Source organism: Haloferax sp. s1, assembly GCF_058382125.1.
Map to the genome: position 1 here is coordinate 12,838 of NZ_JBZRPK010000730.1, position 22,070 is coordinate 34,907.

A 22,070-nucleotide genomic window follows, 5' to 3' on the forward strand; every position below is an offset into this window, starting at 1 on the left:
TGCCGCCTCCCGGATTTGAACCGGGGACAGCTCGATCTTCAGTCGAGTGCTCTCCCAGTCTGAGCTAAGGCGGCTCGCACTCTTCCGAAGCCGGAGCGAAGGAAAAAGACTTTCGAATCGCCCGTCGGCGCTGGGTCAACGCCGTCGCCCCTCGGTTGCACTCGCACGCGTTCGTTCAGCCCGCTCTCGAACTCCCTTCAGCATCTTTCGCTCCATAGCGAACTGAACTGGCTCGATGATAAGTCGGTTCACCACGCGCTCTCGAAGTGTCTCGGAGCGCCCGCGGAACCTCACGATGAGCCTCGTCGTGTTCGGGGTGACTTCGTGCAACGCGAACGTCCACACCGCTGGGCTTTCGCCCGTCTCCCACCCCGGCGCGCTCAAAGTGAGGCTCCGCCCTGGGTCGACCAGCGCGACGTGGAACGACGGCGCATTCGCCCCCGGTGGACCGAGTCGAACCTCGTCACCCACATCGAGGTGCTGGTACTCCGACAAGATGCGGTCCGCATTGTCAATCCCCAAGCCGAAGAGGTTCTCCAGTCGCTCGTAACTGTAGAACCCGCCGCGGCCCTGCCCTAACTGTACCAGCCACGGCCAGACAGCCCGCGCTGGTGCTCCAATGGTAATCGCCCGTGTCGACGACGTGTCGTAGTCGCTGACAAAGTCGTCACCCGGGAGTGACCCCGTTGCTTCGTCGTTGGTCGTGCCCCAGCGTCTGTGCCACGGCCGAATCGCGAGATAGTACGTACTAACGATTCCTAGCCCCGCGAGACCGAGTACCCGGATAATTCGTCTCGTGCCCATGTGCCCTCACTGCTTACTTGATTTTTGTCTGGAGGCGAGATAACGCTACCCCCATCGTCTCTCCCTGTGGACGACGACGTACCAGAGCACGCCACCGAGCATCGCCCCGAGGACGTTCGCACCCATATCCATCACACTGAACGTTCGGTACGGAAGACCGGCCTGCACGAATTCGATACACAGGCCGTAGATTCCGGCGACCGCGATTGCACCTCCGACTTCGCGAAGCCGTATCGCACGCACCGCGAACGCGAGAGCGAACCCAAGCCCCGCGTAGCCGACCGCGTGGAGCCACTTGTCGAGTCCAACGAGTCCCAGTGGTCCGATGGGTGAGAGTCCCCCCGCTGGTGTCGAAATCACCGATGCGATGAGGACGACGGCTACGTAGGCGAAGACCGCGAGAGTTCGTTGTGGGTGGGTCCGGAGTTTGTCGAGGTGGCTCACTACAGGGGAGTGGGTTCGTATTTGGGTAAAAGGGTTTGTGTGATGTTTGGGTGTTTTAGGGCTCGGGCGGATTCGAACCAGAGCAAGACTCACTTCGTTCGTCTTGCAGGGTTCGATTCCTTCCTCGTTCACGAGTTCGTGCTCGCTCGCACAGAAGTGGGCTCAGGCGGATTCGAACCTCAGTCGCAGCGAAGCTGCTCCCTGATTCGAATCGCCCTCGATACACAGATTTGTGACTCACCGTTTGGTTCGTCACAAAATCTGATGGGCTCGGGCGGATTCGAACCACGCCGACTTCGCTCGGCTTCCCTCGCTCGTCGTCAGGTTCCACCCGCCCTCACAGATATTTCTCGACTCACTTCGTTCGTCGCAGAAACATGGGCTCGGGCGGATTCGAACCACCGACCTCAGCCTTGTAAAGGCCGCGTCATAACCAACTAGACCACGAGCCCGTATTCCAATTGAACCGGGTCGTGCTCATAACGGTTTTTGTTTCGCTCGGCCCCCGGAACCCTTAGACGGACGGCGGCCCTCCATGCCGAGTGATGCCCTCCCGCGCACGGACTGCCCTCTTCGTCGCCGCCGTTCTCGTCACCGTCGGTAGCGTGGTCTATCTCACGAATCCAGCGCTTATCCCCGGTACAGCCTCGGAGTACGAGCGGACCACACTCACCGTGGTCGACACCGAAACGGGCGAAACGCTCACTACTGTCGACGCCCGCGTCGCCGACACCTATCCCAAGCGCTACATCGGATTGAGCGAGGCCGAATCCCTCGGGGCGAACGAGGGAATGTGGTTCATCCACGATAACACGGGGACCTACGCCTACGCGATGCGCGACATGGACTTCCCACTGGATATCATCTTCGTCGCTGAAAACGGGACTATCACGCGGATTCACCACGCCGAAACCGAACCCGAGGCGACGAGCGAGGCGGACCTGACCCGCTACCGCGGCACCGGGAAGTACGTCCTCGAAGTCCCCTACGGCTACACGAACCGAACCGAAATCGACGTGGGCGACCGCATCGTCGCCGACTGAAACCGAGAGGGGCCGGTTCCAGATGTTTTTGACGTTATGTTCACGATTAGCGTCTTTTCCGACACATAACTTTACGAAGCTGTCACTTTTCATGCCATAGGCCCATGGCACGACGAACCACCCGTCGGGGAGCGCTCAGAAGTCTCGGGAGTGCCACGTTTCTCGGGTCAGTGATGGGCACCCTCTCGGAGGATTCACAGCCCGTCACGGGGCATGTAAGGATTACCGAACCCGGTCAGTATCACCTCAATGAAGATATTGACTGTTTAGAAATCGTCGCCGACAGAGTCCGCGTCGATGGACGCAGACATACAGTGAGGGGGCTAACGACGATTTTGGGAAGCAGCGTCTCGATTACGAACCTCGCGATGGGAGATGGTGTTCGGATACTCGACGCACGACACGTGTCTATCGACGACTCTCGAATCGATGTACGGCTCGTACGGCAACCTGAAGCAGATACACTCCTCTCTATCGAAAATAGCCGTCAGTGCGTGGTGACCGACACCGTATTACACTCGACCAACCGTACGGGGGTCGAACTAACCAATTCAGAGAAGAACACGTTTAGATCGTGTACGATGACCAGTTCAGTTGTCGTCTCGCTCACGAACTCGCACAAAAACAGATTCGTCGATTGCGAACTCTTGAGTGAAGATCGGGTAGTTGTCCTGACAAATAGTGACCTAAACCGATTCAAATCGAACGTTCTTGACTCCGATGCGCCTGCCTTTACGCTGGTCAATAGCGAACTGAATCGGTTTGTGGAGAACGAGATCGATATACTGGTCGCTGGGTTCGTTCTCCGGAGGAGTGGCCGTAATCTCGTTCTCAAGAACGTTGTCGATGGGGACCTGGGAGCTCGTGGCGCGATATTAGAGGACTCCGACAGGAACCGAATCGAACGCAATGATTTCTGTGCGCTCCTGGTGCCGCCGCCGCCGTTCGAGCCACTCGTTGTCGTCTCTCCTGACTCGACTGGAAATGTCATTCGAAACGTCGAGTGTGAGGGTAACACGAAGTCCGAAACACCACCGTCACACCCACAGTCGGATGACAAGCACTGTACGCTCCCCGAAGAGTGAACAGTAGCCGACCGAGTGGCGATGATTCGAACTCTTTGCGAGACCGGTAGAACGAAAGTTCCGAATGTCCTCAACCCGACCACCGACACATGGGAGAACGGATTTCGGAACTTGCTGAACTTCAGGGGTGGCATGCGGAAGATTTCGCCGCACGAGTCCATTACCGCGGGGCGGACGACGCGTACAGTATCGAGTACTACGAACCGTCCGATTGCGTCCTCTACTGGAAGGTAAAAGGCGACGGTGAGCTAGCAGTCCCTGTCAGCAGAGAGGCGGTCCCGAATCCACTTCGTGAGCGTATCCGACAGGACCTTACTGAGGCAGGTATCGAACCAGATGTTGAGGGACGCGTGCTCTGAAACCGCGGTTGTTTAGGCCGTACTTCGCGCACGAACTAAACCAATACCGGCGGAGAACACACTCCACCCGAGCACTTTACTTTGTTCGTCCCCTGAAACGATGTCGTGCCTCCTGAGACAGATGACGACCCGTTCGAAGATCAGAAGGAACGGGTCGACAACCCGATGCGGCGGTTGTTCTCCGAGTACGGTCGTGAGAACATACTCCAGTTCCTCGTCGGTGTCCTCGCGAGTATCGCTGCACGAGTACTAGACCTGCTTCCACCGGTCATTCTAGGCCTCGCTATCGACGCGATTATTCGCCAGGAGAAGTCCTTCGCGGCCGGATTCCCCGTGCTCCCCGAGGCGTGGGTTGCGCCGTTCGTGCCCGCGACGCGAAGCGGCCAGTTCTTCCTCGCCGTCGGCATTATCGTGTTCAGTTTCACCGCCGGTGCCGTCTTCCACTGGCTTCGAAACTGGGGCTGGAACTCCTACGCCCAGCGTATCCAACACGCCGTCCGGACCGACACCTACGACCGGATGCAACTGCTCAATATGGACTTCTTCGCCGACAAACAGACCGGCGAGATGATGTCCATTCTCTCGAACGACGTGAACCGCCTGGAACGGTTCCTCAACGACGGGATGAACGCCTTCTTCCGGCTTTCCGTCATGGTCCTCGCCATCGCGGTCGTCCTGCTTTCGTACAACTGGCAGTTGGCGCTGGTCGCGCTGCTTCCGGTTCCGCTTATCGCCCTGTTCACGTGGAAGTTCGTGAATATCATCCAGCCGAAGTACGCCGATGTGCGCTCCTCTGTCGGCAAACTCAACTCCCGACTGGAGAACAACCTCGGCGGTATTCAGGTCATCAAGACGTTCAACGCCGAGTCTCACGAATCCGACCGCGTCGACGACGTTTCGATGGACTACTTCGACGCCAACTGGGGGGCCATCAACACCCGTATCAAGTTCTTCCCCGCACTCCGTATCCTCGCGGGTATTGGTTTTTCGCTCACGTTCATCGTGGGCGGCCTGTGGGTCATCAACGGTGCAGGCCCTGGTCCGTTCACCGGCGACCTCGAAGTCGGTGAGTTCGTCACCTTCATCCTGCTTACCCAGCAGTTCGTCTGGCCGCTCGCCCAGTTCGGCCAAATTATCAATATGTACCAGCGCGCCCACGCTTCCAGCGCACGAATCTTCGGGTTGATGGACGAACCCGCCCGCCTCGCCGAACAGCCAGATGCTCCCGACCTCGTCGTCTCCGAGGGCCGCGTCGGGTACGACAACGTCACCTTCGGCTACGACGACGGCGAGACCATCGTCGAAGACATCTCCTTCGAGGTTGGCGGCGGTGAGACCCTCGCGCTCGTCGGCCCGACCGGCGCCGGGAAATCGACGATTCTCAAACTTCTGATGCGGATGTACGACACCGACGAGGGAAGCGTCAGCATCGACGGACAGGACGTGCGCGACGTGACGCTCTCCAGTCTCCGCGAGTCCATCGCCTACGTCAGCCAGGAGACGTTCCTGTTCTACGGAACCGTGCGGGACAACATTACTTACGGGACCTTCGATGCCGACGACGAAGACGTGATTGCGGCCGCGAAAGCCGCCGAGGCCCACGACTTCATCTCGAACCTCCCGGAGGGGTACGACACCAAGGTCGGCGAGCGCGGCGTGAAACTCTCCGGTGGCCAGCGCCAGCGCGTCTCTATCGCGCGAGCCATCCTCAAAGACCCCGATATCCTCGTCCTCGACGAAGCGACCTCGGACGTGGACACCGAGACCGAGATGCTCATCCAGCGCTCCCTCGACGAACTCACCGCCGACCGAACGACGTTCAGTATCGCCCACCGACTCTCGACCATCAAGGACGCCGAGCAAATCGTCGTCCTCGAAGACGGGCGCATCGTCGAGCGCGGCACGCACGACGACCTCTTGGCCGACGACGGTCTCTACGCCCATCTCTGGGGCGTCCAAGCCGGAGAAATCGACCAACTCCCGGACGAGTTCGTCGAGCGCGCCGCCCGCCGACAGGCCGAAGTCGACGCCAGCAACGACTGACGACGGTCAACTGGTGACTGACGACGGCTAACCGACGACCCTGACGCGAAGGCCGCCCGAAGACCGCCCACCACTAAGGCGACTCCCGTCTTTCTCCCGCCATGCGACTTTCCGAGGCCACCTGGACCGAGGTCGCCGACCTCGACACCGACCTCGCACTCTTACCGGTCGGGAGCACCGAACAACACGGCCCGCACGCGCCGCTCGGAACGGACTTCCTCAACGCCGAATCCGTCGCCGAAGCGGGCGCGGCGGCGTTCGACGGCGACGTGCTCGTCGGCCCGACGATTCCGGTCGGTGTCGCCGAAGAACACCGCGCCTTCGACGGGACGCTCTGGGTCTCACCTAATACCTTCCGCGCGTACGTCCGCGAGACCATCGAATCGCTCGCCCACCACGGATTCGACCGCGTCGTCGTCGTCAACGGCCACGGCGGCAACATCGAAGCCCTTGCAGAACTGTGTCGACGCGTCTCCCGCGCGGGCGATGCCTACACCGTCTCATTCACGTGGTTCAACGCCGTCGGCGAGCACTCGTCGGACATGGGCCACGGCGGCCCTCTCGAAACAGCACTGCTCCGGCACACGCACCCCGAACTGGTTCGAGAAGACCGAATCGAGGAGGCGCAGAAAGGCGGCTCAGACCGCTGGGGCGAGTGGGTTTCCGGCGTCAACCTCGCTCACGACTCGGCTGAATTCACAGACAACGGCGTCGTCGGCGACCCGGCCGACGGTGATGCGGACCGCGGAGAAGAATTAGAATCGCTCGTGGCCGACGCGCTCGCGTCGCTGCTTGCCGCAGTCGAGAAACGAAATCTCAACTAAGGGCGGGTGGCTACTCTTCCTCTTCTTCCTCTTCTTCCTCGGCTTCCTCGGCTTCCTCGTCGTCCTCACTTTCGGCGGCTTCCGCGGCCTCGGTGAGTGCGCCGCGCAGTTGCGGCATCGTGTTGGTGAGTTCGCCGACGAGTTCGGGGGCGTCTTCGACCATCTCGATGAGTTCTTCGAGTTCTTCGATGGCGTCTTCGAGGTCGTCGGGGTCGTCGAACGCTTCGGCGCGTTGGCCGATGACGAACCACTTCTTGGCCTGTCGGACGTGTTCGGCCGCGCCTTCGATGTCCAGCGAGGAGCGGAGTCCGTTGAGGACGCCGAGAACGTTGTTCGCGTCTGCGTCCCACACGTCGTCCGCGTCGGGCAGCGCCGACCGGGCCTCGTTGAGGTGTTCCTCAGCGTCGGCGCGCATCTCTTCTGCTGCCTCTCCGAACAGGTCGTCGTCGCCGAGCGTGCTTTGACTCATGACAGCACATTCGGCACGTGGGGGTTTAAAAACGACCCCGAAAGTGAAAGTGAAATCGGGTGACTCGGTTGCGGTCGCGGCCGATTTCTCAGTCCACGTCGCCGAGGTAGCACGCACCGCGAGCGTCGTTTGTGCCCTCGCGAACGCCGTCCCGAAGGAGGTCACCGAGCGGGCCGGGGAAGAACCGAACGTCGCCGAGCGAATCGAGCGGGAGCCACGCCACGCCGACTTGGACCGAGTCTCGCTCCGCCGGGTCGTCCGGTTCGTCGGTCACCTGTTCGCACCAGAAGAAGTGCTCGACCTGGTGACCACCGTCGCTTCTGTCCTCGTAGTGCGTCGAGGGGACGAAGTCCCTGACGAACGCGAGTGACCCGACGGCGACCTCGTAGCCGGTCTCCTCGTAGACCTCGCGGCGGACTGTCTCCGCGAGCGATTCGCCGCGTTTCTGCCCGCCGCCAGGCGCGGCGTACCAGTCCTCGCCGTCGGTTCGGTACCGAATCACGAGGAGTTCGCCGTCGCGGACGAGAAGCCCGCGAGCGGCGATTCGCGGACTCATTATTCGACCGACACGAGTTTCATCAGCGGATAGCCGTCTTCCATCTCCATTCTCGTCTTGACGGTCACGCCTTCGTACCCGATACGCATCTCGACTTCCATGAACCGACCCGTAAGCTCGGTGTAATCGGCCGCCGACTCGGCGAGTTCGGCTTCGAGCGCGTCGCCGAGGATGTCGACCGAAACCGACTCGCAGTAGGGTTGGTTCTCGATAGATTCCTCCATTGCTCGTTCGAGACTGCGGGCGCTTTCAGGCGAAACCGGCGTCCCGGCGAACTGGTGATAGAGCGTCCCGAACTTGATGCCCGCCTCGAAGCAGGCCGTTTGCGGGTCTGTAACCATAGCGAGAGATGTGTCGCTCGGGGTTAAAGTTCGCCGGTCGTGAGGCTTCCAACGGGCACGAACCGGACCTTACTTAATCTCCCTTAGCGGACCTAGAATCGAATGGACCAGCCGGTTTTGCTGACGGGGGCTGGCGGGCGCGTCGGCCAGGCGATATTAGGGCACATCGGCGAAGCCTACGACTGGCGGCTGCTGGACCGCGAGCCACTGTCTGACGAAAAGATTCCTGCGTCAGTTGACTCTACGGACGTGTACGTTGCAGATGTCACCGACGAAACTGCCGTGCGAAACGCGATGGACGGCGTACACGCGGGCATCCACCTTGCCGGTGACCCGCGTCCCGAGGCACCGTGGGATAGCGTTCTCCGAAACAACATCGACGGCACACAGAAGATGTTCGACGCGGCTGTCGACGCGGGCGTCGAGAAGTTCGTGTTCGCCTCTTCTAACCACGCCGTCGGCGCGTACGAAACCGACGAACGTACTCCGGAGATGTACCGTACTAACCACGAGTTCCGACTCGACGGGACCGAACTCCCGCGTCCGAGCAACCTCTACGGTGTGAGTAAGGCCACCGGCGAGACGCTCGGCCGATACTACCACGACCACCACGACCTCTCGGTCGTGAACGTCCGAATCGGAAACCTGACCCAACACCACCCGCCGAAAGAGTACGAACGCGGGCAGGCGATGTGGCTCTCGTACCGCGATTGTGGGCACCTCTTCGAGTGCTGCATCGAGGCCGACTACGACTACGAAATCGTCTACGGCATCTCCGACAACGACCGTAAATACTACTCCATCGACCGCGCCCGTGAAGTCCTCGGCTACGACCCCACCGACAACTCCGCCGAGTTCACCTTCGAGGGCGAACCGCTGGACGAAGCCTGATTCGGGCGTCAGGCTAGTCGAAGAGACCGGCCACGTCGTCTTTGCGTCGGCGTTTCCGTCTGACGTGTTCTTTCATCCGCTGAAAGACGAGTCCACGCTGTGTCTCGTTCTGCACGAAGTCGAACACCATCGCGGTGAACTGCGTCTGTGTCCCGTCTTCGACCTCCTTGCGGGCGTACTCGACTGCATCGGACACGACGGTCTCGTCGTACTCATCTAACTCTTCTGCGAGCGTTTCGGCGGCGACGACGACGGCCTCGAAATCGAGGTCATCGTAGGTGACGACTCGACCGTCGAACCGAAGTTCGGGTGGGTCCTCACGAATTGCGTCCCTGTCGCCGTCAGCACCTCCGTTGCTCTCAGCATCTGCACCCGAGTCGGCTTCGAGACGGGCGAGATACGACCGAACACCCCCGAGGCTCACGCTGCGGTAGTCGTCGTCGAGACCGTCGAGATACCGCTGTGCGCTCCGTGCGAGTCCCACCGCTCCGGAGTCGTTTCCGTCGTGGACGTGGTGGACCGCCGCGGTGAACTGGATGAGTCCATGGAGAAACCGCTCGTCGTCGCTTCCGTTTTCGAGGGTCAACCACGTTGACTCCCACGCACCGTGTGCTGCTCGATACGCGCCCGCGTTGTAGATAGCGATGCCGGCGCGAAGCGAATCGTCCATGTTCGTGGTTTATCGTCGACGAGTAAAGATTCCGCGCACGACGGTTCTCCCCTGCGTAGAGCGGACATACTTATCCGTGTTCAGAACGTATGTGGTATGATAGCACATGAACGACCTCGAATTCCTCGACCGAGGTGTCGAACAATGACCCAATCCCCAGTCTGTATTCGGTGCGGTGAACAGTATCTGTTCTCCGGGACGTACAAAGGCAACTACTGCCAGGACTGCCATGGTGATTGGTCTGCGGGACCACGGACCGAGGACGCTCCTCGTGCCCACTCTCAGAGCACCCGTACGTCGCCTGCCCGTCGACGTGATGCTGACGAGGGGACCGAAGAACCCGAACCGCCATACGACGAGGAGTGAGTTCCCTACTTTTGTGCGTGTGACTGTCCGGTAGTGGGTGCTCCGTCTTTTGCGCGAGAATCGGCGTTAGGATTGCACTAACTGGGGTCGTGAATCACTTCGGTTCGAGGCAGAGCAGCCCCGCCTGATTCTTTTCGTGCGCCTCACAGGCGACGAACAGCGCACCGTCAGCGACAGCGAGTCCCTGGATACCGCTGTTCTCGACGGGATACGACCACCGCTTCGCATCGAAGGTAAACCGCCCTCCGCCAGTCCCTCCCGAAAGATCGAACGCATGGACCTTGTCGTCCCCCGGTACGTAGAGTGTGTCTCCCGCGGCGACGGGCCCGACGTTCCCGAAGTTTCCGCCGACGCGCCAGTGGAGGTTTTTGTCGTACACGCGAAGTGAGGAAAGTGACTCCCACCCGGTGCTGTAGATCCACGACCCGGCATGCACCGGCGGTGAGCGGGCGTGTTCCCTTTCTGCGGTCCAGTCAGTGGTCCCGGCATGAGTTCCATCCCGGAGGTTTCTAAGCGGACCGTCAAACGTGCCGACGACGATGCCGTTGTCCGTCGGGACTATCGACTCAACCCGACTGCCCACCTTTCGACGCCAGAGCTCCTGCGGTGTGTCAGTTCCGCCTTGCGAGTAGTACGCGGAGAGGTCCCCGCCGCCGGTGCCGGTAAGCAGCGTGGGAAAGCGGGACGCCATTGTTCTGATCGAACCAAAGAGATCTATTTGCCATCGCTCCTCGCCGTTCGCGGGGTCGAGCGCATGGGTGACTCCCCTCTCATCGCCGATGAGGACGAGCGGATTCTCTACGAGCCTACCAGCCAACAGATGTGGTCTACAGCGGCCAATATCCTCGGTGAGCGACCACTGTTCTTCCCCCGTCTTCGCGTCGATGGCGTAGAGACCGTCAGTAGGTATTGTGACGTAGACGGTGCCATCGTGGACGATGGGCGCTCTTGCCCACGGCAGTTCTGTTGGCGCGAATCGCCACAGTTCGTCTCCCGACGCTCCGTCGAGGGCGACCAGTCCTTCGGGAGCGGGGGCGAAGACTGTGCCGTCGACGACGGCGGGGGTTCGGACATCGGAGTCGGGCATGCCGGACCATCGTTCTTTTACACCCGTCCGCGGCGCTTCGGCATCGCGTGCGAACGCCGTGTTTTCGGGGTCGTGTCGGGGCATCGGCCAGTCGGTCGTCGCATCGGACCCGGGCGAGAACCGCGATTCGCCGAAATCGAGGCAGCCAGCGGTTCCGGTGAGTGCCACCCCGCCGAGGCCGCAGAGAAGTTCGCGTCTGGAGGGCATCGTTCGAGACTACACATCCGGTGTCATGATTGTTTTGAAATCAAACACTTCAGCGGCTCTGTGTCTCGCCGGGTGGTGAATGTAAACGCCGATGTAGGGGTTTTCCACGACCCGTCGAGAGCTACAGCGGACTTCAGAAAGCAGATTTTAGAGAAGTAACGTTCCGACGGAGATTTGAACACCGTGAGACGCTTCGCGCCTCACGAGCCCCCGCTCGTGGTACTCGCGGGGACCCGGTCACTCACCGCGTTCGCTCCCTGTTTAAATCTCTTCAGTGCTGTTTAGTACCGAACAGACCGAGAGACGCAGAGGTCTCTCGGAGGTGTTGTTTCGGAAGGAAAACGTCCTGACGGAGATTTGAACTCCGGTCCCTGGCTCCGCAAGCCAAGAGGATAGTCCACTACCCTACCAGGACTGTCTTGCTGCATCCTTCGGTACTCGACGGTTACTTAAGACGGTTACGATGTGAACTGCCAGTGAACCGAGGGACCACGGCACGGGGCTGGTTCAAACGACGCGGTCAACAGCCTCGGAATATCCGCCTTGAATGTTGATGAAACAGCCCAGTTTCACCGGTTAACCGGTACCGAGCGGGCTTGCGGCACCGAGTGAGCCAACGGTGCGCAAGCTCTTTTTTGTGAGATATCGTACTATTAATCGTGAAACGACGTACCCTCCTCGTCGGAACCGCCGGGTTGTGTGCCGCGCTCGCAGGGTGTACGGGCGACGGCAACGGGGGCGAGTCGCCGACGGAAACCGAGACGACTACCTCACCGACGGAGACGCCGAAGCATCCGCGACTCGTCGAGCGGTCGTTCTCCCCGCAGACGGCCGACGACTGCCCGGACGACGGAAAAGCACAGGTTACGTACACCAAAACGGGTGCCACGGTTTCGGGCTGCCTCTGGGGACGGAACGGGTGTGCGGTTGCTCGTCTCGCCCGTGCCGACTACGATGTAGAGTCGGATGTCGCGACTGTCGTGGTCAAGACGGTCGTGGACGCCGAACCAGACGAGGTGTGTACGCAGGCGCTCGTCACGCGGGGTTACGAACTCACACTCAGTTTCGAGGCCGGACTCCCGGGACGTGTCGTCGTCATCCACGACGACGTGAACGGACGGCGAGAAGTTTCCCGCCGTGACCGGAGTGACTGAGATGGACTACTGTCGGCACCGACAGCCCCGACACTCCTCGCCCCGCAGTCACCGAAGGTTCATATCAGAAACCGGAGCCACCACCGCCATGTCGCTCGATTCACGCCATCTATCCCGGTCGTCAACCAGACGGAAAACAACGCTTAAGCGCGGGCCTTCCCTGTTCGTCCATAGTATGAGTACGACGTGTGGTCTGCCGCGACGTGCGCGCTTTGTGCAGGGAGGTGACGCCTGATGGGCGTCATCGAGGATGTCTACGACGACCTCGACACCGATGTCGAGTTCGAGAAGTTCGAAGCGGCGGTCAAAGATAAGGTCGAACAGATGGGAGGCCTCGCCGACGAGGAGACGGCGGCGATGCTCATCGCCCACGAGCTCCGCGACGAGGAGGTAAACGGTATCGCCGACATCGAACCCGGGATGGAGGACGTGAAGTTCCTCGCTAAGGTCGTAAGTATCGGCGAACTCCGCACCTTCGAACGCGACGACGAGGACGAAGACGGACAGGTCATCAACATCGAAGTCGCCGACGAGACCGGCCGAATCCGCGTCTCGCTGTGGGACGGAATGGCCGCCGGGGCCAAGGAGAATCTCGAAGTTGGAACCGTACTCCGCGTCGGCGGTCGGCCCAAAGAGGGCTACAACGGCGTCGAAGTGAGCGCGAGCAAGGTCGAAGAGGACATCGACGCCGAAGTCGACGTGCAGGTGCTCGACACCTACCGCGTCGAAGACCTCGCACTCGGTCTTTCGGACGTGAATCTCGAAGGCACGATTCTCGACACCGGAACCGTCCGAACCTTCGACCGCGACGACGGCACCGAAGGCCGTGTCTCGAACCTCTCCATCGGCGACCCGACCGGTCGCATCCGCGTCACGCTCTGGGACGAGCGTGCAGACCTCGTGGAAGAACTCGAAACCGGCGAGTCGGTCGAAGTCGTCGACGGCTACGTTCGCGAACGCGACGGCTCGCTCGAACTCCACGTCGGCTCGCGCGGTGCGGTCGAGGTCATCGACGAGGATATCGAGTACGTTCCCGAGACAACCGATATCGAAGCGCTCGAACTCGGCCAGACGGTCGATATCGCGGGCGGCGTCATCGAATCCGACGGCAAGCGCACCTTCGACCGCGACGATGGCTCGCAGGGACAGGTTCGAAACATCCGCGTGAAAGACGACACCGGCGACATCCGCGTCGCCCTCTGGGGCGAGAAAGCTGACACCGACGTCGACCTCGCCGACTACGTCGTCATCACGGACGTGCAAATCAAGGAGGGCTGGCAGGACGACCTCGAAGCCTCCGCCGGCTGGCGTTCTTCCGTCACGGTCATGGACGACGCCCCTGACGGCACGGGTGGAAGCAACGACGCCGACGCGACGGCGACGAGCGACCAAGGTCTCGGTGCTTTCTCCGACGACGGAAGCGCGTCGGGGTCGTCCGCGGGCGACAAATCAGAAAACGTCGCGTCGTCGGGCGCATCCGCGACCGGAACGTCTGATGAGTCCGGTGAACCAGTCGAGTTCACCGGCACAGTCGTCCAGGCGGGCAACCCCGTCATCCTCGACGATGGCTCGCAGACGAAGACCGTCGAGACCGACGCCGACCTCGGACTCGGCGACGAGGTGACGGTCAACGGGACGGAGACCGACGACCGCATCGACGCGGAGACGGTCGAAGTTCACACGGGCGCACAGCGGTAACGCGGGACACGCGCCGCTGACACGCGTCCAGCGCGCGTTTGACGCCTCCCTTACAGGTCGAAACCGCACCGTTACGCCGCCAGCGAGCGGTGCGTGAGCTAAAATCCAGAAGGCACCGCTACGGAAAGGATTATACGCCACACGAACCCGATATGTGGGTATGAGTGTCGAGCTACCGTTCGCCCCGGTAGACGCGATTATCCGGCAGAACGCAGGTGAGTTGCGAGTCAGCGCAGGCGCTGCGGAAGCACTCGCCCGCCGGATTCAGGACCACGGTGCTGAGTTGGCGATAGACGCCGCCGAACGGGCGACGGCGGACGGTCGTAAGACGTTGATGGCCGCGGACTTCGGCGTCCAGCAGGTCGTCGACCGCGACGACCTGTATCTCCCCATCGCGCCTATCGACCGCATCGCTCGCCTCCGAATCGACGACCGCTACCGCGTCGCGATGGACGCTCGAATCGCACTGGCCGATATCCTCGAAGACTACGCCAACAACGTGGCGGGTGCCGCCGTCAAACTCGCACACCACGCCGACCGGCGAACGGTCCAAGCCGAGGACATCGAGACCTACTTCTCCCTCTTCGAATAATGCGCTTCGGCTACAACGAAACGTGTCTCGAACACGATACCGGGGCGCGACACCCGGAGACCGCCGACCGACTCCGTGCGATTCGCCGCGGACTGGCGAAGCGCCACGGCGTCGAGTATATCGAAGCGGCACCAGCCGATAAATCGACCGTCGCGGCTGTCCACGAGGACGCGTACGTCGACGAATTCCACGACTTCTGTCAGCGCGGCGGTGGGAATTGGGACCCGGACACCGTTGCTGTCGAGGAGTCGTGGGTCGCCGCACTCGCCTCCGCGGGACTCGCCGAGTGGGCCGCACGGTCTGCTCTTGCGGGCGACGACGGGCGCGACACTCCGTTTTCAATCGGCCGGCCTCCGGGCCACCACGCCGTCGAGGACGACGCAATGGGATTTTGTTTCTTCAACAACGCCGCCGTCGCCGCGCAAGCCGTCATCGACGACGGTCTCGCCGAGCGCGTCGCCATCTTCGACTGGGACGTTCACCACGGAAACGGCACACAGGACATCTTCTACGACCGCGACGACGTGTTCTACGCCTCGATTCACGAAGAAGGACTCTACCCCGGCACTGGCGAAATCGAAGAGACCGGCGAGGACGGTGCCGAAGGGTCGACGCTCAACATTCCACTCCGCGCCGGTGCGGGCGACGCTGACTACGTCTACTCGTTCGAGGAGGCCATCGCACCCGCAGTTGAGCAGTTCGACCCCGACCTCTTTATCGTGAGTGCAGGCTTCGACGCACACCGGCACGACCCAATCTCGCGGATGCGCGTCTCAACTGAGGGCTACGCGATGCTCACAAAGCGCGTCCAGGAACTCTGTGACGATATCGACACCGCCATCGCGTTCGTCCTCGAAGGAGGATACGGGCTCGACACGCTCTCAGAAGGCGTCGCAATCGTCCACGAGACGTTCGACGGGCGACTCGCAATGGACCCCGACGAAGACCCGGCCGAGGAGAACGTCGACCTCATCGACGAGGTTCGAGACGCTCACGGTCTCGGGTCGAAGTAACGACCTAACTCCGCACCGAACGTCGCGGCGAGGGTGGCTACCTCGTCGCCGACGAGCACGTCGTATCCGTCCTCTCGAAGCGTCGATTCCACGTGTTTTCCGAGCGCAACGTCGAACAGCGCGTCGCTCGTAAGGAACTTCGTCGCGGAGGTGAACTCACGCTCTCGCTCGACGACGTAGCGGTCACCATCGAGGAACGGGCCGTAGTAGCCGTTGCCGTTTTCGTACGCTCCGTAGAAACCCTCTGCGTGCTGTCGGACGTGGACCGGTGGCCCGACGTGGCGTTCGACTGCGGGCCGCTCGGCGACCGACAGTTCGACAAATAGTACCGCGTCGTCGTCGGCGGCGAACAACTCGGTTCGGAACACGTCGAATCCTCGCCTATCGAGTTCGTCCGCGATACCGTCGAGCGACTTCCGAAGTTGCGGGTAGAGTTGGTCGTCCACGAGGTCCGGTGCATCGAAGACGACCGCTGCTGGCGTCGTCCCGCGGCGGTCGAGATGCGAACGGATTGCTTCCGCATCGAGCGCCGGCGGGCCAGCTTGGAAGAATAGCTCCTCGCGCGGGTCTGCCAGCAGGTCTCGGGCGTAGTGTTGAAGTCGCGCGACGTTTGCTGCCGAGCAGACGGCCGCGACGTTTCGCTCCGGGTCCGTCGGGGCGATAACGACGAGTGGGTCCGAAAACGTCCGCGTTCCGTGGTCTTCCGGGGCGAATTCGACCTGCGGGTGCCAATCGGTGGCTGCCTGTAGTAGGGGTTCGAAGCCGTCGTGTTCGAGCACGAGCAATTCGGCGAGGTAGCCCGAGAACCCTTCCGTTCGGAGGTCGCTCCCGTATGCGCCGATGCCCTTCAGGAAGCGCTTGAACACGCGTACGTCGGCCGCGAGGTCGTCGTCCAGCCGTTCCACGAGGTACTCGTTGTGGAACGGCGTGCGGTCGACGGCCGAGCGAATATCAGAGGCCGTGGGCACGTCGTAACAGGGAACGAGGTCGACGTCGAAGCCGTCGTAGTCGCCTTTCACGTACGGATGTTCGGCGTACTCCTCGTGGCCGTCGGGGAGAACGGCGTGGCCGACTTCGAGACCGTACTCCGCCAACTGCTCGCGGTCGAGGTCGTCAGGAAACCGAACGAAGAGGTCGATGTCGCGGTCACCCGAGAGCCACGTTCCGCGGGCGGTGCTGCCGACTTGGAGCACGTCAGCCTCCACCGGCAGCTCCGCCAGCGCGTCGTGGACGCGGGATTCGAGTTCCGCCGCCGCCTCGGCGAGCGCCCGACGTTCTTCCTCGTCGGGGTCGATGCGCTCGCGGACTGCGGCGACGACCGCGGCGAGGTCCGAGTTCGTCATGCCAGTTGCTTCCGCGTCGGTGGGCGAAAGCGTGACGGTGCTCCCGGAGCCTCGTCAGTCGGTGTCATCCGTCAGCCGTCGTGCGAAAACGAAAGCCCTATGAAGAAACGTCGAATACGAAGGAGTGCAGACGAAAGCCGCCGTAGCTCAGTTGGTAGAGCACCTCGCTGTTAGGGAATTCAGTTCCGGCTGTTTTCCGCAGCCACGAGGTGGTCCCAGGTTCGAGTCCTGGCGGCGGCGCTTCTCTCACTTTCAACGTTTTCGAGTGGCGACTGTCTCTGTTATTTCCGACGCTCGAATTTTGGGTTCCTGATACACTTCGAAAACGAAACCCACTTCAAACTGCTCCCGAGACATTGGAGTGCGAGCCGCCGTAGCTCAGTTGGTAGAGCACCTCGCTGTTATGGATTGCAGTTTCGGCTGCGGTCCGCAGACACGAGGTGGTCCCAGGTTCGAGTCCTGGCGGCGGCGCTTCTGTTGTGGTTTCTCGGTGAGCGGTTGGTCTTCGGTCGCCCGCAGACGGCGACTTCTGATAAGACATAAGAGGGACCACAGAAAAGAATCGACTGCGGGCCCCTAGCTCAGTCTGGTCAGAGCGCTCGGCTCATAACCGGGTGGTCATGGGTTCGAACCCCATGGGGCCCATGTTAGTGCCCGAGCGATAGCGAGGGACGAACATTCCTTCATGGGGTGCGAATCAGGGAGCAGCTCCGCTGCGACCGTGGTTCGAACCCCATGGGGCCCATCCAAATTCTACTGTTCGCCAATCTGTGTAGCTTCTACTGTTCGCCAATCTGTGTAGCGAAGGCGATGCCGGTGAATAGAATCACCAAAAGAGCGACCGCGTACCGTGCTTTTCGAAACCAATGTATCGGTCTGTTGTCGGGGAGCCGGTGATATTAGACTTCGGCCTCCAGTTGTCCGTACAATTGTGACACGCTCCCGTTACTATACCTGAGGCGTCGGCGATTCCGGATGCTAAGGCTCTGTTGAAATGCTCAGTCGCTGATAGTTTTCTGAGTCCGTGCTGAATACAGCGCGCAAGTCGGTCACTCGACCCCGCTGGCCTCGATGTTAGATTCATAGCGTTCTCAGTCTCAACAAAAGCAACTGTATGTACTTCTTTAGTTCAAAATGAGGCCGAGTGTCTTACTAAATATCACATAGATAACTAACGTTACCACAACCCGACTTAGAATACCGAGTCCAAAGAAATCGCCGACAAGAAAACCAAGAACGACGGTGAAAACCACCGCAAGATAGGTGGCCCACCCCGGAAGTGTCTCGGCTATAGCGTCGTGCATATTCAACTGTTTACTGTATGTCTGTGATGCGACCTATATCCTCCGGAGCAGACAGCGGTGCGAGATTGAAGCAGTAAATGCGCACTACCTGAGGGCTTTTTCATCACTGGTCGAGTGAAGCAAACATCAATGGCTTGCTGAACTCACCCTCTGTCTGTGTCACGCCAATTCTATCAAGCTCTAAGGATTTCAACAGAGCCGATGCTAATCAAATACTGCTCCTCAAGCACTACTAGAAAATCACCTTCCAACGGCGAGACGAATATCGTACCGAAGCGTAAACACTCGCACTCCAAGCAACTCAACGCGGTGAACTGCGTGGACGCTCCCACTCTCATCATCAGGTTCGACGACGAGTGTCTCGTTCAGTGGCAGTCGCACGCTACCCCCGCCGACCAGTAGATAGAGCCCAGCATCGTCACCGTTGCCATCTTCGGGAAAAGAGGATAAAACGAGCGCTTCACCGTCAGCGCCGCCATTTTCGACACGCAGGATACCAGTCAGGTTGCTCCCCGAGAGCGGAAACGTGACCCGCAAGTACGACCGGCCGGTACTAACGTATCTGTCGTAGATGCCGACGTAGGTCATACTATCGGCGCCGGTGGCTCGACCGGCGTTCGATCGGACCCAAGCCCGATCACCGGTCTGGGCATCCACCCCGTTCACAGCAACGACACGGCCGGACAGCGCCAGTTCACCGGTGGCGGAAACGAGCGGCACCGACAGTTGTCCTATCCAGGTCGCGACCGGCCGATACAGGATTGCGAGCTGACGCCACGGCGTCTTCCAATCCGGTGAGACGGCCAGTTCGTAGTCGCCAGACCGCTCGAAGAATCGCCGGACTGAGGGGGCGACCGCGGACGGATCGAACCGATCGGACTGATACGCATCGACCTCGTCCATCATCCCCGAGACGGTGGCGTCGCCGGTCAGCTCTCGGCGCTCGAGGAAGTCCTCGCCGATCGACCAGCCACCAGTCAGGCGACTGATTGGGATTCCGGGCGATCGAGCCCGGGATTCCGGGATTGCGAGCCGCCATCCGACGAGCGCGGGCACGGCGAACCCGTACGCGTTAAGTTGTCCGTGGTAGGTGACCATCGTCCCAAATGACTGTGGGCCAATGCCGAAGTACGTCCCGCCTGTCGCCCGTGCGAACCCGTATACGACGGCAAATCCCATCGAGACAGTCACCGCGAGGGATGCACCGCCGAGGAGTAGCCGCTGTGGCCAGCTCGAAAGCAGTGGAAGGACGCCAGCGAGAACCGCCACCGAGAACAGCGCGACGGCCGTCGTGAAAAACGCGACCGCGATGAACTCGATCGTCGCGGCCAGCGGGAAATCCAAGGCGACGGCAGCGATACCGGTTCCGATGATCCCTGGCCCGACCACGATAATCGCTGTCGCCACCCGGAAGAGAGAATCAAACCGCCCGCCAGGGTCGTGTCGGCCGGCCATCCCCGCGAGGATGGGAAGGGCGGACCCAGCGTAGTGGAAATGGACGATGGTGAGCGTGACGATAATCGGCTCGAAGACGAGAGACACGCCAGCGCGGTCGAACAGCAACGCCGCGCCGCCGACCACGATGTAGAGCAGGCCAGCGTCTACCGACAGTTCTTCGATCGGCCACGGTCCTCGTTGCAGCAGTCGCCACGCCCCGAAGCCGGCGACGGCACCCGTCGTGGCCGCCCAGGGAAGCGCCGTCAGAACTGCCGCGGTCCCGGGCGGCATCGTCAGCGAGAACACGCCGAGAAGAGCCATCATCGGCTGTCCAACGACGGCGATCCGGTACCACCCCGACCGCGTTCCGTCTCGTCGAGGGGTGTCCGCGAGGCGCACCGCCAGCGGAACTAACACGAGCATCGCCAATGCGATGATGTCCTGAATCGGACCGAACACCCCCGAAACGACGAGGATGAGCCATCCCACGGCACCCAGCACGGCGCTCGCATCGGCGAACGTGGGGAGCAGCTCCGATGAGATGTGCCTGTCACGGGCATCAACGGTCACCGGAGATCACCCACGTTCGCGGGGGCGTCTTCGGAACGGAGCCCCGGAGACTCCTCATACTCGACGGTGAACCACCCGTCATACCCGAACACGAATCCGACGAGTGGGTTCGAGATCGCCACCGCGATCTCGAAACGGTCGCGGTCATCGTCGTAACGTTCAGTCACGTTCACGTCTGCACGGAGTGGTTTCGGGAGTGCGATGGACCGGTGTCCGTAGACGAACCACTGGTCGCCCGTCTCGATGTGAAGCGCCCCTGTCGACGTCGCTGTCAGTCGGAGTTCCGTATGGAGTGTCCGGTAGGTTCCCAGTGCGTCGACGATACAGTCGCGCTCCTCATCGTACTGCATATACGCGTCGAACCGACGGCCTGGCCCCACGTCGAACCACCTAATGTACGCGACCGATTCGACGCCATTCTCGTCGAACGGGACTGTCCGCACCTGGAAGGGAACGTCCGTGCCAGTCTCGGGGAACAGCAGGTTTCGATTAGTCCCGGCCCACAGCACCGGAAGCGCGAGTCGGTTCCGTTTGATCGAGCGCATCTGGCCATGGCCCACGCACCGTCGGTTATCGGTACTCGTCAGCGCGTACCGTTCCTGAATCGCCGGATGCAAGTCCGCGTACGCTGGCCCAAGCGCGCGCTCGAACACGCTGTTCATCCGTCTGGAGGAGTCCGCAGACAGTTCGCGGCCGTCGGGACCCGACCCGCCAGGCGGCCGGCGGCCACACCGAGCGCAACCATCCCGATGGTCGTGACGACCGGATTGTACGGTCCGAGCGCAAGCGAGGGGTCCGAGAGCACTGCCCCTGCGGTGAGCGCGACCGGTGCTAACCCCCCGAGATACGCAAGCCAGGCCGAACGCCACCGCCAAAGCAAGGTGATCCCGAATGCGACCTCAAGGAGACCGAGCACGACCACCGCTTCGGCCGCGATCGCCTCCAACCCGAGTCCGACGAAGGGCGCACGCTCTGCGGGGTGTAAGACGAGCAGCTTAGGAATCAATCCTTGATACATCCAGATGAGCGCCAGTCCAATCCTCGTGACAGCGTGGGTGAGCAGCATCCGATAACTCGTCTCCGGGGGTGTTCCCTCCTCGACCCAGCGGGCCAGCACGTCGAAGCTGACTGCGGTCGCCCAGCCGAGTAGCGGGCGAAAAGCAACTCGGTCGATCACCCGCCCCAGTCGTCCCCACCGCGTGTCGTAGTTGTACTCGGTGAGAAAGCGCAGGCCGTCATCCGTCTCGACGTATCGCCAGAACCCACGGCCCTCGCTGATGAGGGAGATCGGTTCACCGCTCTCGAAGGAGAGGACTGACGTCGTCTCCTCACCATCTTCGTTGGTAGCGACTGACGTACCTGTTCCCTCGATGTCAACGCCAAACCCAATTCGAGTCGCGTACGTGAACCGCTGCGGTTCATCCTCCTCACGAGGGAGATACTCGATGGTCGAGAAACGGAGGTCCCATCGTTCGTGTTCCGTTGGATCCTGGGTTCGGTCCCAGACGCTCTCGAGCGGGCCGTCGACAAGTCGCTCGACGTAGATTGCGTCGTCACTCATTTCTCAGCCCCGAACTTGCGGTGGGACCATACAACATCGGGAACCATACGCTTTCTTAGTGTAACGCTTACATAATCTTGAGGAATTAGTGTACCGTATTTCAAAAGAGGTCTCTACAGCAATCCAGTTCTTCAGACACGAAATGAGCTGAAACAGCTGGTCGCTGCAAAGTGTGGACTGAGCGCTGGGTTATATGCCAGGTATATTGA

General features: G+C 61.2%; 22 protein-coding genes and 6 tRNA genes. 14 read left to right on the forward strand and 14 right to left on the reverse strand.

Going from position 1 to position 22,070, the window contains the following annotated elements; translation table 11 throughout:
• From QT222_RS22325 to QT222_RS22340, 4 genes are all read right to left on the reverse strand, one after another.
• Window positions 1-74, reverse strand: a tRNA-Phe gene (locus QT222_RS22325).
• 61 nt (window positions 75-135) lie between these two features.
• Window positions 136-804 (reverse strand): hypothetical protein, encoded by a 669-nt coding sequence (locus tag QT222_RS22330; protein WP_491478414.1) that lies wholly within the window; start codon window positions 802-804, stop codon window positions 136-138.
• Between the two features lie 45 nt (window positions 805-849).
• Window positions 850-1,248, reverse strand: coding sequence for a VanZ family protein (locus tag QT222_RS22335; protein ID WP_491478415.1), 399 nt, complete (start codon window positions 1,246-1,248; stop codon window positions 850-852).
• Between the two features lie 378 nt (window positions 1,249-1,626).
• Window positions 1,627-1,700 (reverse strand) — tRNA-Val (locus tag QT222_RS22340).
• Window positions 1,701-1,793: 93 nt separating this feature from the next.
• Here QT222_RS22340 and QT222_RS22345 point away from each other — a divergent pair.
• The 5 genes from QT222_RS22345 to QT222_RS22365 all read left to right on the forward strand — a co-directional run bounded on the left by QT222_RS22345 (window position 1,794) and on the right by QT222_RS22365 (window position 6,602).
• Window positions 1,794-2,291, forward strand: a complete 498-nt coding sequence (locus QT222_RS22345; RefSeq protein WP_004057878.1) for a DUF192 domain-containing protein — start codon at window positions 1,794-1,796, stop codon at window positions 2,289-2,291.
• Window positions 2,292-2,659: 368 nt separating this feature from the next.
• Window positions 2,660-3,376, forward strand: coding sequence for a NosD domain-containing protein (locus QT222_RS22350; protein ID WP_491478426.1), 717 nt, complete (start codon window positions 2,660-2,662; stop codon window positions 3,374-3,376).
• Window positions 3,377-3,465: 89 nt separating this feature from the next.
• Complete coding sequence (locus QT222_RS22355) at window positions 3,466-3,735, forward strand: DUF7538 family protein (protein WP_004057873.1); 270 nt, start codon at window positions 3,466-3,468, stop codon at window positions 3,733-3,735.
• A 105-nt stretch (window positions 3,736-3,840) separates the two neighbouring features.
• The gene (locus tag QT222_RS22360) at window positions 3,841-5,778 is read left to right on the forward strand and encodes an ABC transporter ATP-binding protein (protein WP_491478416.1); all 1,938 of its coding nucleotides are present in this window, start codon (window positions 3,841-3,843) and stop codon (window positions 5,776-5,778) included.
• Window positions 5,779-5,879: 101 nt separating this feature from the next.
• Window positions 5,880-6,602, forward strand: a complete 723-nt coding sequence (locus QT222_RS22365; RefSeq protein ID WP_004057866.1) for a creatininase family protein — start codon at window positions 5,880-5,882, stop codon at window positions 6,600-6,602.
• Window positions 6,603-6,612: 10 nt separating this feature from the next.
• On the opposite strand, the gene QT222_RS22370 is transcribed toward QT222_RS22365, so the two are convergent.
• The 3 genes from QT222_RS22370 to QT222_RS22380 form a co-directional block, all read right to left on the reverse strand.
• Entirely contained in the window at window positions 6,613-7,071 is a 459-nt protein-coding gene (locus tag QT222_RS22370; RefSeq protein ID WP_491478417.1) for a DUF5790 family protein, read from the reverse strand.
• A gap of 88 nt (window positions 7,072-7,159) precedes the next feature.
• Window positions 7,160-7,630, reverse strand: a complete 471-nt coding sequence (locus tag QT222_RS22375; protein WP_491478427.1) for an NUDIX domain-containing protein — start codon at window positions 7,628-7,630, stop codon at window positions 7,160-7,162.
• Window positions 7,627-7,968, reverse strand: a complete 342-nt coding sequence (locus QT222_RS22380; protein WP_491478418.1) for a dihydroneopterin aldolase family protein — start codon at window positions 7,966-7,968, stop codon at window positions 7,627-7,629. Before QT222_RS22380 ends, QT222_RS22375 begins: the two co-directional genes overlap by 4 nt.
• 102 nt (window positions 7,969-8,070) lie before the next feature.
• Between QT222_RS22380 and azf the strand changes: the two genes are divergently transcribed.
• Entirely contained in the window at window positions 8,071-8,859 is a 789-nt protein-coding gene (gene azf / locus QT222_RS22385) for an NAD-dependent glucose-6-phosphate dehydrogenase (RefSeq protein ID WP_491478419.1), read from the forward strand.
• 13 nt (window positions 8,860-8,872) lie between these two features.
• Here azf and QT222_RS22390 read toward each other — a convergent pair whose 3' ends face one another.
• Complete coding sequence (locus tag QT222_RS22390) at window positions 8,873-9,529, reverse strand: DUF309 domain-containing protein (protein WP_004057856.1); 657 nt, start codon at window positions 9,527-9,529, stop codon at window positions 8,873-8,875.
• Between the two features lie 144 nt (window positions 9,530-9,673).
• Between QT222_RS22390 and QT222_RS22395 the strand changes: the two genes are divergently transcribed.
• Complete coding sequence (locus QT222_RS22395) at window positions 9,674-9,895, forward strand: DUF7564 family protein (protein WP_491478420.1); 222 nt, start codon at window positions 9,674-9,676, stop codon at window positions 9,893-9,895.
• 94 nt (window positions 9,896-9,989) lie between these two features.
• Here QT222_RS22395 and QT222_RS22400 read toward each other — a convergent pair whose 3' ends face one another.
• A complete protein-coding gene (locus tag QT222_RS22400) occupies window positions 9,990-11,189 on the reverse strand; it encodes an outer membrane protein assembly factor BamB family protein (RefSeq protein ID WP_491478421.1) in 1,200 nt (399 codons plus the stop codon).
• 342 nt (window positions 11,190-11,531) lie between these two features.
• Window positions 11,532-11,604, reverse strand: a tRNA-Arg gene (locus QT222_RS22405).
• A 244-nt stretch (window positions 11,605-11,848) separates the two neighbouring features.
• Between QT222_RS22405 and QT222_RS22410 the strand changes: the two genes are divergently transcribed.
• The 4 genes from QT222_RS22410 (at window position 11,849) to QT222_RS22425 (ending at window position 15,646) form a co-directional block, all read left to right on the forward strand.
• Window positions 11,849-12,343 carry a hypothetical protein gene (locus QT222_RS22410; protein ID WP_491478422.1) on the forward strand — a complete coding sequence of 165 codons (495 nt, stop codon included), beginning with the start codon at window positions 11,849-11,851 and terminating at the stop codon, window positions 12,341-12,343.
• Window positions 12,344-12,577: 234 nt separating this feature from the next.
• Window positions 12,578-14,041: a single-stranded DNA binding protein gene (locus QT222_RS22415; protein WP_004057853.1), complete on the forward strand. Its 1,464-nt coding sequence runs from the start codon at window positions 12,578-12,580 to the stop codon at window positions 14,039-14,041.
• Between the two features lie 160 nt (window positions 14,042-14,201).
• The gene (locus QT222_RS22420; RefSeq protein WP_004057852.1) at window positions 14,202-14,633 is read left to right on the forward strand and encodes a histone; all 432 of its coding nucleotides are present in this window, start codon (window positions 14,202-14,204) and stop codon (window positions 14,631-14,633) included.
• Complete coding sequence (locus tag QT222_RS22425) at window positions 14,633-15,646, forward strand: histone deacetylase family protein (RefSeq protein ID WP_004057851.1); 1,014 nt, start codon at window positions 14,633-14,635, stop codon at window positions 15,644-15,646. Before QT222_RS22420 ends, QT222_RS22425 begins: the two co-directional genes overlap by 1 nt.
• On the opposite strand, the gene cca is transcribed toward QT222_RS22425, so the two are convergent.
• Window positions 15,625-16,989, reverse strand: a complete 1,365-nt coding sequence (gene cca, locus QT222_RS22430; RefSeq protein WP_491478423.1) for a CCA tRNA nucleotidyltransferase — start codon at window positions 16,987-16,989, stop codon at window positions 15,625-15,627. The genes QT222_RS22425 and cca overlap by 22 nt on opposite strands.
• A 136-nt stretch (window positions 16,990-17,125) precedes the next feature.
• Here cca and QT222_RS22435 point away from each other — a divergent pair.
• The 3 genes from QT222_RS22435 to QT222_RS22445 all read left to right on the forward strand — a co-directional run bounded on the left by QT222_RS22435 (window position 17,126) and on the right by QT222_RS22445 (window position 17,634).
• A tRNA-Asn gene (locus QT222_RS22435) sits at window positions 17,126-17,229 on the forward strand.
• A gap of 127 nt (window positions 17,230-17,356) precedes the next feature.
• Window positions 17,357-17,460, forward strand: a tRNA-Asn gene (locus QT222_RS22440).
• 99 nt (window positions 17,461-17,559) lie between these two features.
• Window positions 17,560-17,634 (forward strand) — tRNA-Ile (locus QT222_RS22445).
• 899 nt (window positions 17,635-18,533) lie between these two features.
• On the opposite strand, the gene QT222_RS22450 is transcribed toward QT222_RS22445, so the two are convergent.
• The 3 genes from QT222_RS22450 to QT222_RS22460 are packed head-to-tail and all read right to left on the reverse strand — an operon-like array spanning window position 18,534 to window position 21,861.
• Window positions 18,534-20,300: a YndJ family protein gene (locus QT222_RS22450; protein ID WP_491478424.1), complete on the reverse strand. Its 1,767-nt coding sequence runs from the start codon at window positions 20,298-20,300 to the stop codon at window positions 18,534-18,536.
• A complete protein-coding gene (locus QT222_RS22455; RefSeq protein WP_491478425.1) occupies window positions 20,297-20,962 on the reverse strand; it encodes a DUF4166 domain-containing protein in 666 nt (221 codons plus the stop codon). The genes QT222_RS22450 and QT222_RS22455 overlap by 4 nt, the downstream gene beginning before the upstream one ends.
• Window positions 20,959-21,861, reverse strand: a complete 903-nt coding sequence (locus tag QT222_RS22460; RefSeq protein ID WP_004057845.1) for a DoxX-like family protein — start codon at window positions 21,859-21,861, stop codon at window positions 20,959-20,961. The genes QT222_RS22455 and QT222_RS22460 overlap by 4 nt, the downstream gene beginning before the upstream one ends.
• Window positions 21,862-22,070: the final 209 nt, after the last annotated feature.

Coding starts and splice junctions, on each gene's coding strand:
- QT222_RS22330 (WP_491478414.1), bottom strand. CDS start 804: ATGGGCACGAGACGAATTATCCGGGTACTCGGTCTCGCGGGGCTAGGA.
- QT222_RS22345 (WP_004057878.1), top strand. CDS start 1,794: ATGCCCTCCCGCGCACGGACTGCCCTCTTCGTCGCCGCCGTTCTCGTC.
- QT222_RS22350 (WP_491478426.1), top strand. CDS start 2,660: ATGGGAGATGGTGTTCGGATACTCGACGCACGACACGTGTCTATCGAC.
- QT222_RS22355 (WP_004057873.1), top strand. CDS start 3,466: ATGGGAGAACGGATTTCGGAACTTGCTGAACTTCAGGGGTGGCATGCG.
- QT222_RS22365 (WP_004057866.1), top strand. CDS start 5,880: ATGCGACTTTCCGAGGCCACCTGGACCGAGGTCGCCGACCTCGACACC.
- QT222_RS22370 (WP_491478417.1), bottom strand. CDS start 7,071: ATGAGTCAAAGCACGCTCGGCGACGACGACCTGTTCGGAGAGGCAGCA.
- QT222_RS22380 (WP_491478418.1), bottom strand. CDS start 7,968: ATGGTTACAGACCCGCAAACGGCCTGCTTCGAGGCGGGCATCAAGTTC.
- azf (WP_491478419.1), top strand. CDS start 8,071: ATGGACCAGCCGGTTTTGCTGACGGGGGCTGGCGGGCGCGTCGGCCAG.
- QT222_RS22390 (WP_004057856.1), bottom strand. CDS start 9,529: ATGGACGATTCGCTTCGCGCCGGCATCGCTATCTACAACGCGGGCGCG.
- QT222_RS22395 (WP_491478420.1), top strand. CDS start 9,674: ATGACCCAATCCCCAGTCTGTATTCGGTGCGGTGAACAGTATCTGTTC.
- QT222_RS22400 (WP_491478421.1), bottom strand. CDS start 11,189: ATGCCCTCCAGACGCGAACTTCTCTGCGGCCTCGGCGGGGTGGCACTC.
- QT222_RS22415 (WP_004057853.1), top strand. CDS start 12,578: ATGGGCGTCATCGAGGATGTCTACGACGACCTCGACACCGATGTCGAG.
- QT222_RS22420 (WP_004057852.1), top strand. CDS start 14,202: ATGAGTGTCGAGCTACCGTTCGCCCCGGTAGACGCGATTATCCGGCAG.
- QT222_RS22425 (WP_004057851.1), top strand. CDS start 14,633: ATGCGCTTCGGCTACAACGAAACGTGTCTCGAACACGATACCGGGGCG.
- cca (WP_491478423.1), bottom strand. CDS start 16,989: ATGACGAACTCGGACCTCGCCGCGGTCGTCGCCGCAGTCCGCGAGCGC.
- QT222_RS22455 (WP_491478425.1), bottom strand. CDS start 20,962: ATGAACAGCGTGTTCGAGCGCGCGCTTGGGCCAGCGTACGCGGACTTG.
- QT222_RS22460 (WP_004057845.1), bottom strand. CDS start 21,861: ATGAGTGACGACGCAATCTACGTCGAGCGACTTGTCGACGGCCCGCTC.